Source organism: Pectobacterium carotovorum (assembly GCF_900129615.1).
Taxonomy (GTDB): Bacteria; Pseudomonadota; Gammaproteobacteria; order Enterobacterales; family Enterobacteriaceae; genus Pectobacterium; species Pectobacterium carotovorum.
This window is the reverse complement of sequence record NZ_FQWI01000012.1, coordinates 63,484-75,272: the sequence shown is the minus strand read 5'-3', so window position 1 is coordinate 75,272 and position 11,789 is coordinate 63,484. Positions and strand designations below refer to the sequence as shown.

The 11,789-nt window shown below is 44.0% G+C and carries 9 protein-coding genes, 1 tRNA gene and 1 pseudogene; 2 read left to right on the top strand and 9 right to left on the bottom strand.

All coding sequences use genetic code 11. The features are described 5' to 3' along the window. From tssE to BUB06_RS19430, 5 genes are all read right to left on the bottom strand, one after another. Positions 1-432 (bottom strand): type VI secretion system baseplate subunit TssE, encoded by a 432-nt coding sequence (gene tssE, locus BUB06_RS19450; RefSeq protein WP_010303156.1) that lies wholly within the window; start codon positions 430-432, stop codon positions 1-3. Positions 433-437: 5 nt separating this feature from the next. Continuing rightward, positions 438-1,916 (bottom strand): type VI secretion system contractile sheath large subunit, encoded by a 1,479-nt coding sequence (tssC, locus tag BUB06_RS19445; protein ID WP_010303163.1) that lies wholly within the window; start codon positions 1,914-1,916, stop codon positions 438-440. A gap of 22 nt (positions 1,917-1,938) precedes the next feature. Next, on the bottom strand, positions 1,939-2,442 hold the full coding sequence (gene tssB, locus BUB06_RS19440; protein ID WP_010282535.1) for a type VI secretion system contractile sheath small subunit: 504 nt from the start codon (positions 2,440-2,442) through the stop codon (positions 1,939-1,941). A 936-nt stretch (positions 2,443-3,378) separates the two neighbouring features. Continuing rightward, positions 3,379-4,407: an alpha/beta hydrolase gene (locus BUB06_RS19435; RefSeq protein ID WP_010303176.1), complete on the bottom strand. Its 1,029-nt coding sequence runs from the start codon at positions 4,405-4,407 to the stop codon at positions 3,379-3,381. Between the two features lie 13 nt (positions 4,408-4,420). Continuing rightward, positions 4,421-5,617, bottom strand: a complete 1,197-nt coding sequence (locus BUB06_RS19430) for an MFS transporter (RefSeq protein WP_039475413.1) — start codon at positions 5,615-5,617, stop codon at positions 4,421-4,423. Positions 5,618-5,853: 236 nt separating this feature from the next. Between BUB06_RS19430 and BUB06_RS19425 the strand changes: the two genes are divergently transcribed. After that, a complete protein-coding gene (locus BUB06_RS19425; RefSeq protein ID WP_010303178.1) occupies positions 5,854-6,759 on the top strand; it encodes a LysR family transcriptional regulator in 906 nt (301 codons plus the stop codon). A 201-nt stretch (positions 6,760-6,960) separates the two neighbouring features. Here BUB06_RS19425 and BUB06_RS22315 read toward each other — a convergent pair whose 3' ends face one another. From BUB06_RS22315 to BUB06_RS19405, 4 genes and pseudogenes are all read right to left on the bottom strand, one after another. After that, a complete protein-coding gene (locus BUB06_RS22315) occupies positions 6,961-7,689 on the bottom strand; it encodes a hypothetical protein (protein WP_039475416.1) in 729 nt (242 codons plus the stop codon). 4 nt (positions 7,690-7,693) lie between these two features. After that, positions 7,694-9,286 carry an SIR2 family protein gene (locus BUB06_RS22310; RefSeq protein WP_072013038.1) on the bottom strand — a complete coding sequence of 531 codons (1,593 nt, stop codon included), beginning with the start codon at positions 9,284-9,286 and terminating at the stop codon, positions 7,694-7,696. A gap of 353 nt (positions 9,287-9,639) precedes the next feature. Continuing rightward, positions 9,640-10,510: pseudogene (locus BUB06_RS19410) on the bottom strand (tyrosine-type recombinase/integrase); the annotation flags it as partial. Between the two features lie 177 nt (positions 10,511-10,687). Continuing rightward, a tRNA-Thr gene (locus tag BUB06_RS19405) sits at positions 10,688-10,763 on the bottom strand. A gap of 539 nt (positions 10,764-11,302) precedes the next feature. Here BUB06_RS19405 and BUB06_RS19400 point away from each other — a divergent pair. Next, on the top strand, positions 11,303-11,722 hold the full coding sequence (locus BUB06_RS19400) for a hypothetical protein (protein WP_010306020.1): 420 nt from the start codon (positions 11,303-11,305) through the stop codon (positions 11,720-11,722). The last annotated feature ends 67 nt before the right edge of the window (positions 11,723-11,789 follow it).

Here is an 11,789-nt window from a genome sequence, read left to right as displayed (position 1 = left end):
TCAGATCATTCTGTAATGGCGGTGGCTATCCATGTGGATATTGAAAGAGGCAACCTGCTCCAGATCTTCCAATCTGACCCGGGCGGTAACCTGAAACGACATCTCCATCGGATTCGATAAATAGTCCGATGTGTTGACATCCACATGAACAATTCGAGGTTCAAAGCGACAGATACACTGTCGGATCGCCTCCCGGATTTTCCCCCGAATGTCCGCACCACCCTGCGTCGCGTCATTAAAATCAATCACGCCAAGCTCAGGTGCGCTGCGGCAATTTCCGGGCCGGGTGTTGAGCACGTTGTCCAGTTGACGCTTAACGGACTCGATCAGTGCTTCAACTTCCGTTTCAGGGGAGGAGCGACGCTCCTCCCCACGGATACGATCAAACAGACTTGCCGCGTTTCCCCTTTCCCAGGCAGAAAGAGACGGCATCAGTCTTATTCCTTATCCAAACGCCCTACCAGCGACAGCTCAAAGTTCGCCCCCATGTACTTGAAGTGCGGGCGCACAGACATGGTGACCTGATACCAACCTGGTTCTCCTTCTACATCCAGCACTTTGATTTGTGCGGCACGCAGAGGACGACGGCTACGAACATCTGCCGGCGGGTTTTCCTGATCGGCAATGTACTGTTTAATCCAGGTATTCAACTCACGCTCAAGATCCTGACGCTCTTTCCATGAGCCAATCTGTTCACGCTGCAGCACTTTGATGTAGTGCGCCAGACGGTTGATGATGAACATGTACGGCAGTTGCGTACCCAGCTTGTAGTTGGTTTCCGCTTCTTTGCCTTCTTTAGTGTTCGGGAACACCTTCGGCTTCTGCACCGAGTTAGCCGAGAAGAAGGCCGCGTTGTCGCTGTCTTTACGCATCGTCAGCGTGATAAAGCCTTCTTCGGCCATTTCATATTCGCGACGATCGGTGATCAGGACTTCAGTCGGGATCTTGGCCTGAAGCTGGCCCATGGCTTCATAAACATGCACGGGCAGGTCGGTAATCGCACCGCCGCTCTGCGGACCAATGATGTTCGGACACCAGCGGTATTTCGCAAAGCTGTCCGTCAACGCCGTTCCCATCAGGTAGGCGGTATTGCCCCACAGATAGTGTTCGTGATCGGTGCTGATATCTTCCTTGTAGTTGAAGCCCTTAATCGGGTTTTCTACTGGGTCATAAGGCAGGCGAGCCAGGAAGCGCGGTGCCGTCAGCCCCAGATAGCGACCATCTTCGGACTCACGCAGCGAACGCCATTTCGTATAGGCCGGGCCTTCGAAAACGGATTTCAGATCTTTGATGGAAGGCAGATCGGTGAAGCGATCGACGCCAAAGAAGGTCGGAGCAACGGAAGAGATGAACGGCGCATGCGCCATCGCGCCAACGGCGCTGACATACTGCATCAGTTTGATGTCTGGTGAGCTTTGCGTCAGCGCATAGTCACCAATCACGCCACCGATAGGCTGGCCGCCAAACTGGCCGTAACCGCTGGAATAGACGTGCTTGTAGAAGCCAGACTGTGAGATTTCAGGAGCGAATTCGAAATCTTCCAACAGCTCTTCTTTCGTCGCATGCAACACCAACAGTTTGATGTTTTCACGGAAATCGGTGCGATCAACCAGCAGTTTCATCGAACGCCAGGAAGATTCCAGTTCCTGCAGTTCTTTAGCATGCAGAATCACGTCAATCTGCTTGCTGAGCTTTTTGTCCAGTTCGACGATCATGCTATCGACCAGCGCTTTGTTCACGGGCTCTGCTGCATTACCGCTATCAAGAATGTTAGCGACCAGCGCGGCAATACCCTGTTTGGCCACGCTGTAGCCTTCATCAACCGGGCTGATACGCGCTTGAGCCATGATGTCATCAAGCAGCGATCCAGAAGCGCTGGCAGCGCCTGCCTGAACCTGTTCTTCAATTATTGACATATTTATTTCCCTATTTCGTCAATTATTCGGCGGGTTTTACCAGATCGAGCTCTTTCAAAAGCTGCTCTCTGGCTTCTTCGCTGGACAACAGATCCTGCAAACGATTACGGAATGAGGGAATATTGCCGAGGGGGCCTTTCAGCGCGACCAGAGCTTCACGTAAATCAAGCAATTTACGTAATTCAGGCACCTGCTGGGCAATGCGGTCAGGGGAGAAATCATTCAGACCGCCGATGCTCAGTTTCACTGGCAGGTCGTCCTGACTTTCTTCTTCAAGGCGGTTTGGCACACTGAAATTCAATTCCAGATTTGCTTCTTTCATCACCGAGGTAAAGTTGTTCTTATCGATCGATACGGTCTGACGTTCTTCGATCGGCGTTTCCTCTGTGCGCCCTTTCATATTTCCCACGATCATCAGCGTCAACGGCAATTCTATTTCCGCCTGCTGACCACCAGTGGCCGGAACATATTTGATATTAATACGTTCCTTTGGTGCGACAGATGCACCATCAGTTCCTTTTGCCATGTGTCTATACCAACGTAAGGGCACTCGGGCCCGGAGAAGTAAAGTCGATTCCTACCAAAAGCCCGCCGTAATCCATAAGAACGGCAGCGATTCGGCAAACAAATAACGCATTTGTTTTTCGACCAGCGAGATGAAATAAATTAAAACCGAATTAAAAAGCATAATAAAACCGTAATGTTACGGTTTACATCGGCGTAAAAAGAATTACGCCAAGAAGGAGTTAAATACATTTATATTTTGAGTTTGGATCATACACACAACACAAACGCACGGTCAATGCTTATATAGCAGAGCAAGTAAATGGAATCACCAAAACACAAAGCACAACAAAAACAATGAATTGAATTAATCTTAAGTAAAAATAAACAAAAGAAAAAAGAATATACCTCTAATTTTCAATTAACGGAAAAGGCATATATTTTATGCCTTTTAATTTCGTTAGAAACGAAATACTTAATGCGCTAATAAAAATTAATAATTGCAAATAGTCCATTAATTTTAATTTAGTAGAACTATTTACCCTCTATTTTTTACTTTTGACAGAATAAACCTCTCCATTACCTTAATAAACTATTTCCCTGTTAAGAAATAAATATTAGATAGTTTAGCAATCATTGATTTTTTAATGAAAATTATTGGTTTTTTATACTATCAAAAAACACAACATTAGCACCAATGACTTACATTGGTGTTTTTACGTTATTTCATAACAAAAACCAGCGAAAGATGCAGTGAAATGATCTTTTTAACGTCATTTTCAGACTAAAAAATAGCAGCTATCCCGTAAAAGACGATTCCAAACTGAACATGACTCTCGGGGTGCGATGGAAAGGGAAAAATGAGGGAAAAGGCATTAAGCCATCAAAAGATATCGTGAAGCGGATTATCCGCAATATCGTGGAATAAGGGCGCCCTGACAGGACGCCCTTCTTTTCATTACTTCAGGTTATCTTTGAAGAACGATGTCAGCTTAGCAAATGGAATCAGATCGGTACGATCGTAGAGATCCACGTGGCCGGCGTTTGGAACGATGTACAGCTCTTTAGGCTGCCCGGCACGTTTGTACGCATCTTCGCTAAATTCCTTCGAATGCGCCTGGTCACCGGTGATAAACAGCATCGGGCGAGGTGAAATCGTTTCGATATCGTTGAACGGATAGAAGTTCATGAACTTACCGATGCTGCTCAGCATCGGTTTGGTCGTCAGCGCTTCTTTCTCGCCCTGTGGCGTATAACCACCACGCTCTGTACGGTAAAAATCGAAGAATTCACGCTGGATTGCAGGCGTTGATTCATCAAGCTTGTTGACAGTGCCTGGAATATAGGCAATCTCACCGCCCTTAAACTCGACAAGACGTTGTTCCGCTGCGGATTTAATCAACGCTTTACGTTGTTCAAGGGTGAAAGTGTGATTCAGGCCATTTCGGGCAGCAGATCCCATGTCATACATGCTAACCGTGGCAATCGCCTTCATGCGTGGATCAATTTTAGCCGCGCTGATAACGAAGCTGCCGCTGCCACAGATGCCCAATACGCCAATTTTCTCAGCATCAACGTACCGCTGCGTACTCAGATAATCCACGGCAGCGCTAAAGTCGTCGGAATAGATTTCCGGCGCAATCAGATGACCCGGTTTGCCTTCACTTTCACCCCAAAAAGAGAGATCGATCGCCAGCGTCACAAAGCCTTGCTCTGCCAGCTTCTGCGCGTACAGATTTGAGCTCTGTTCTTTCACCGCCCCCATAGGATGACCGACGACAATCGCTGGGTTTTTGGCGTTCTGATTTATGCCTTTCGGTATAAACAAATTACCAGTGACATTCATCTGATATTGGTTTTTAAAAGTCACCTTTTGCTGGGTAACCTTATCGCTCTTATAGAAATTATCGGCACCGTTAGACATATCAGCGCCTATTGCCGCAAACGAGCTGATTAACAGCCCTAATAGCATGGTTAACTTTCTCATTGGAGAATCATCCTCAGTGGGTTGGGTGGATATCTTTACGTGACGTCAATAAAGTCAAGGTGGCGGCCATCACCAACAACATGCCGCTAATAGTGAAAGTGCTTTGGTAACCGCTGTGGTCAAACGCAAGCCCACCGAGGGTGGAGCCCAGCGCAATGGACAATTGCACCACGGCAACCATCAGACCGCCGCCCGCTTCGGCGTCGTTAGGCAGCGTTCTGGCAACCCATGTCCACCAACCGACCGGTGCCGCAGTAGCAACCAAACCCCAGATGCCAAGCAGCAGTATCACCATCTCGGTACGATGACCGAATGCCATCAGCGCTACGGCAATCATCGTCATCAACAGCGGAATAGCGATGAGCGTCTGGTAAAAACCATGACGTAGGAAAAAACCAATCAGCAGCGTACCGATAAACCCCGCGACACCAATGGTGAGCAGCGCGAGCGACAGCGTAGAAACGCTGGCATGAGTGACCGTTTCAAGGAACGGACGTAAGTAGGTAAAGAGCGCGAACTGGCCCATAAAAAAGAGGCCGCAGGCTGCCATGCCAACAGTGATGAGTGGATTGCGGAACAGACGAAAAACGCTGCCAACACGGCGGGTATCACGGTCGGCTGGCATTGGAGGCAAACTGATCCATTGCCAGATAAAGGCGATTAGCGCCACGGGCACCAGACAAAAGAACGCGCCGCGCCACCCAATTGTCGCGCCGAGATAGCTACCCAGTGGTGCTGCCACCACCGTCGCCAGCGCATTGCCGCCGTTAAAAATAGCCAGCGCGCGCGGCACCTGATGCGCAGGAACCAGACGAATCGCGCTCGCCGCCGACATTGACCAAAATCCCCCAATGGCGATCCCAATCAGCGCACGACCAGCCATGTAGATCATGTAGTTGGGTGCCAGCGCGATGATCGCGCCGGAGATCGCCATTAACAGCGTCAATCCCAGTAGCAGAGCCTTGCGATTAAGATTGCTGGCAACGCGCGCGATCGACAGGCTGGTCAGCACGGCCAGCGCCCCTGAAATCGCAATTCCCTGCCCTGCCAGACCTTCACTAACGCCTAAATCCTGTGAAACGGGCGTGAGCAGACTGACAGGCATAAACTCCGATGCCACCAGAGCAAACGCGCACAGCGTCATTGCCAGAACCCCGTTCCAGTATGCGGCGGGCTGTTTAGCCGATGTCTCATTGACGAATGTGGTCATAACGCTTTACCTCTTTCCGTCGGCTGGCTGAATTTAGGCAAGCCGAGGGCGTGTCTTTATTCATGGGAATAAAAACGAAAATAGTGAGAATGAATGGAGCCGCGCGGGTGGAGAATGCATTATTCGCCAGCGCGATTGGTTGATGAAAATTCTACACGCGTAGCGTATTCTGACTAGCTAATGAAAGCTTAATAGGCTTATAAGTAGAATTTATAAATCAAGACTGGGTGGATGTAATGAAGCGCAATTTCAATGATCTACTCTCATTTGTTACCGTCGCACGCGAAGGCAGCTTTACCCGTGCAGCCGCTCAACTTGGCGTGACACAACCTGCCCTCAGCCAGGCCATCACTGGTCTGGAAAACCGCATGCAGATTCGCCTGCTCACCCGAACCACGCGGAGCGTTTCTCCCACCGCCGCTGGGGAAAGGCTGCTACAGGCGATTGGTAACCGTTTTGATGAGATAGAAGCCGAGCTGGATAACCTGACAGAATTCCGCGACAAACCCGCTGGCACAGTGCGAATCACCTGCGGGCCCAACGTTTTACGCACTACGCTGTTGCCCAAGTTGCTCCCGCTACTGCGCGAGTATCCCGATATCAAACTGGAATTCGATGCGAACCACGGTTTTCGTAATATCGTGGCCGACCGATTCGATGCCGGCGTTCGCCTTGGCGAGGCCATAGATAAAGACATGATTGCGGTACCGATTGGTCAGCCGTTGCGGATGGCGGCTGTAGCATCACCCGATTACTTCGCCAAACACCCCATTCCGAACACGCCGCACGAGCTCACTCAGCATCAGTGCATTAACCAACGCATGGTCACGTCCGGCGGGCTGTATGTCTGGGATTTCGATCAGGATGGCGGTGACCTAAACGTGCGCGTTGACGGCCAGCTCACCTTTAACACTTCCGAGCATATTGTTGAAGCCGCGCTGGCAGGCTTCGGCATTGCCTTCTTGCCGGAAGAAGAATTCTCACCTCATATTGAGGAAGGACGCCTGATTAGAGTGCTGGAACCGTGGTGCGCCCCATTTTCAGGCTACTACCTTTACTATCCCAGCAGAAAACAGCCCTCCCCGGCATTCTCGCTGGTGGTGGATGCATTACGGGAAAGTGGTTCGGGGTATGGGGGGTAGAGGTTGGCTTGTAATATCCAGATTCGTGCTGCAATACAACTTCAGAGGATACTTTTAAATACCATAACCCCCCCGAATCGCCCTTGCATTATTAGTGTTAGTTCGGTCTTAGCTTTCCATGTAACTACATGGAAAGCCCTACATAAAGCAAACAGAATTATTGTTCAAAAATATATTATAGTAAGAGAGTATAATTAACCCTTAAGCTACCTTATCAATCTCTCTAACATATAATTCCAACGCTGTTCTAGGAATGATAGGCCAACGTGAGTATGTATAAAAATTTTTATAATCACTTTCTATTTTCCTCTTAAGTATCTTATTAGCATTAAAGTCATCACCGAGAATAAAATACGCACACATAGATGCATTATCTTTAGCGTGTTCGTATGCAATAATACTCCTTAAATCAGTTTCCTTTAATTTTTTTCCTAGTTTTTTCTTGGCAAACTCTCTATTTACGACAAGAGCATTCTTATCGCTAATAGACTTCAAATAGCTCATATTATTATCAACATCTGTAATCACACTATCATAATTTTCCTGACAAAGACCTATAAAGGTTTTAAAAACCATATATGTACCATAATCTAATCCCTCAGATAGTGATTTATTTAGATAATCAAGAGATTCCGTAAAATTCCCCTTCAGAAGGAAAATATCACTAAGCAGTCTCATTCTCTTTGGTTCTGGATAATCATTGGAAAGATTTCTTACAAACCCCTCTAAAAAATCAAGATTTTTATCATTAATAGATAATATATCGTAAATTTTCTCAGCATCATCAGTCCCCCACTTTGCCTCGGAAGCCTCTAAGGCGTATTTAAATGCATCATCTACATTTTTATCATATGAAAGAGCATAACCAGCTTTACATATAAGAAGCGGAGATATTACTTCCAAATTATTATTATCATAATAATTAGACATAAAATTATCCAACAAAAAAAATACTTTTATCTCTGTCCTCATTACCAAAAAGAGAATAGTGGAGATAAGACATCTCTCTTAACAAATAACTCCTGTTTTTCTTAGATTTCCTTTTATATATATCATTAAGTTTATCTATATGCTCCTCAATATCCTCAATTTTTCCTTTTATCATAAAATAACGAGACTGCAGATCTAAAAACCGAAGATGTTCAGGATGAACCTTTGACATTCTTTCATGTAATTCTTCTATTTTATCATCCCTTTCTTTGGTTTCTAAATATCCTTCATATTTGCTAACATAAAAACTTTGTTTTATATTCCAAGCAGGGTTATCTAAACTAGGGTCAATAGATAGACTCTCATCAAGCCAACATTCCACATCCTTAAAATCAACAAAATTTTTATCAGATTTTTTTTCACCTAAGTAAGCTAACGCGATTAGACTTAATTCATTTTTTAAAGAGACGCTATAATTAAAGTCTTTTAATAGAGATTTTAAAAAAACAACCTTCTCATAATTACCTTTAATTAACCCAGATTTAACAAGAGAGTAATTTATATTATACGGATCTATTTTTAATAATTTTTCACTTTGCAGAACAGCTTTATCTATATCGCCTGAATCATTGTAAATATTGATTAGCCTATGAATATATTTTGTTTTTATACTTAAATTTTTATCTCCTTCCAAAAAGCCTTCAATATCTTTCTCTGCTTGTTCATAGTTTTTATTTTTTATTAAATTATCAATATGAAGCAAATTTTTAAATTCCACCTCAGGGATTTTGTCATCATCAGATTTCTCACGACTTTCATTATCCGAAAGTTCATTTATTAGTGATGATATATCTTGGGTTAAAGAATATTTTTTTAATTTCTTCAACTCCAAAGAAATCATTTCACTTTTAGACAAATTATATTTATCATCAATAAATCCATTTATTATCCTATCTCTCTTTGTCGATTTTTGAACAGTTCCTAGTGACAATGATTCATTTTTAGTTATCTCATAAAACAACTCAGCCATCAATTCATCAAAACCATCAATCTCCACCCAGTATACTTTATTTTTTGACAAAAAATTAAACAAGTCGGGTGAAATCTCATCGGATTTACGCTGACACCAATACACACCATTTTTTAAGTAATCATCTTGTTTCAAAAGAGAATTTATCACATCCATAATTGATTTATCATTACCAGCGTAGCCAACAAAAATCAATCCATACTCTTTTGTAAACTCAATTAATTTCTCTTTTGTATTTGATTCTAATGATTCAGTTTCATTTAATGAACTCTTTATATTATCAAACAAATAATCCCCATGTAATTTTATTATCTTTGGCCTTGAGGACGTAATAGATATGCCCTTCACAGATGAATCATGTGCACATAATAGTGGCCTCTCCCCCGAAAATTGATAAAAAGCCTCATTAATCAAATCATCAAAATTAGTTGTAAAGACTGTATCAAAACAATGGCAATCAAATAGCTCTACTAAATATGCATAACCAATCGATGGTAATTTCCTATCTACTTGTTCTTCAACAAAACGCCTTCTTTGGGAGGGGAGATCCAACTTTTTTTCAAACAAAGAAGAATATTCATTTGTTGGATCATACCAATCTCTTTCATTCTCAGAAAGCCATTTTTTAATACTCTCATCTGTAGAAAGAGTCTCATTTGATAACCTCTCAAATATTTCCCTTCTCCATTCATTAACTAATTCAACAGCTGTGCTTATACCTGATGTAACAGATGCTCCAGCTCCAAGGAAAAGACTATAATTAGGTATCCTTCCAGATTTTTTTTAATATAATCTGCAAGATCTTTTACAGTTCTTTTTTTATTAGATAACTTTTTCTCTATATATTCATTAGCCAAAATATACTTCCTTATATGCTTCCGATTTTTAATTAATATAAAATTTCATCATATCTCGAAATTGTTAAATAGAGTAGACATGGTATGTCTGAAACCATGTCCCGTTAGCCATCCCTCATAACCGATATGCTTTATCATACGATTGATGCTTCCCTCGCTCATAGGCTTGTTGGGATCGTTTCGACCGGGAAAAACGTATTTATAATTGCCGCTGATGATTTGTAACTGACTTAACAAAGATAGCGCTTGTATGGACAAGGGGACAAGATGAGAACGTCGCTTTTTCATTCTTTCTGCGGGGATTTTCCAAATTGCGTGTTCGAGATCAAATTCTGACCACTCCGCCGCACGGAGTTCTATCGTTCTCACTCTGGTCAACATCAGCAGTTTGGCCGCGACTTGCACCAATAAGCTACCGGTATAGGATTCAACCGCCTGAATAAACGCTGGGATTTCGTCAGCTTTAAGGAAAGGATAATGCTGTGCTTTGTGCGTGGTAAGTACACTGGTCAAGTCAGCCGCAGGGTTGATCTCCGTCCTTCCCGTTGCGATTGCATAGCGATAATACCTCAGAACAACGCGCACTTTTCATGGTGTACTACTCGCGCACGATTATTTCAAAGGTATTATCTGATTCAGACATCAGGTTCAGTTTTTGTGCTTTGCGATGCTCGCTTGGATTAATACCGTCTAATACCTTCTTACGAGTTTTATCACGCTTTTTACGTGCTTCAGCCAGACTCACCAGTGGATAAGAGCCGAAAGATATCATCTTAGGCTTATCGCCAAAACGATAGCGGAAACGCCAGCTTTTGCTGCCGCTTGGTTCAATGAGTAAAGACAGGCCTAAACCGTCACCGAGTGTATAGAGCTTTTCTTCGTGCTTCGTGCTTCGTGCTTCGTGCTTCGTGCTTCGTGCTGCGAACCTACATATCGTTGAGTGGCATATGTATAGGAATCCAAGACCGAACAGAAACATATACATAATCCTATACACATTCAGTACCGGATTTTACTGGAAGGTCATGGGCTAACACAGACTGAAAGAGGAATAAAATCTTTATAAAACAGAGTCTTTATAGATGGGCATGGACATTTGAGGAGGTTGAAATGGTGCCGATAATAGGAGTCGAACCTACGACCTTCGCATTACGAATGCGCTGCTCTACCAACTGAGCTATATCGGCTTTGGGATCGTCGTGGCGAGAGCCAGACGTGAAGTACGGGGTGACAAATTAGTGATAATGGTACATCAAGTCAAGCGTTTGGCGATCGTCTGCCGATTTTATCATCACCCTTATGTTGATAAGGCAGTTCTGATAATTTTCCGTACTAATAACACCATACGCTATAGCTTTTCGGCTTAACGGACGCGCTGTACGCCACGTCCCCTAGCCCACCATCTTCTTCGCATGAAGTACCAGAAATAGTGTTCCTCATGAGAGGAAAACGCCATCTATCTTTAAGGTAAATATTCTGTTTTATAGAAGGTGATATTTACAATAAAAATATCTTTTTACCTTTCTGATATAAATGCAATACATAACAAAACCCAAGTGTACGGTTTAGGATAATTCCCTATTCTTTTTATTTTCTATTTTGCTCTACTTGAATGACCAGGACGACAAGGAGGCGGTCTTAACGTGAAGCTTTCAATAATACGTTGTCGACGGCAAGGTTATTGTTAGCATAGTCAGTCATTAAGCGCTGTAAGAGGAAATAGACCATGAATATGAAACCACTGTTTTTAGGCTTAATTCTGGGAACCAGTTACATTGGCATGGCGGCAGCAAATGATCTGGACTCTGCCCGAACTTCAGCGGAATCGGCCTTCAATCACGATCGCGCTGAAGCGAGAGAAAAAGCGTCAGAGGCGCGAACCAAGGCGCATGAGCACGACGCTCAGGCGCGGGAAAAAGCGAATGACTTCAAAGCGGATCTCAAATCAAGGGAACCAGAAGCCAGAGAAAAGGCAGATAAAGTCAAAGCTGATGTGAAATCCAGAGAATCCGAAGCCAGAAAAGACGCTGAAAAAGGCTGGGCTGACGTCAAATCTAAAGCAGATAATTTTAACAGCCGTGCGGAGAAAAATGCTCGCGAAACCGCCGACTCAATCCACAATGCCGCAGAGAAGCACCAGCGTTAATATGAAATAACACGTTATTGTAATAGAGGATAAGTAACAATTACCCTTTATCCTCCGGTAGCAAGAC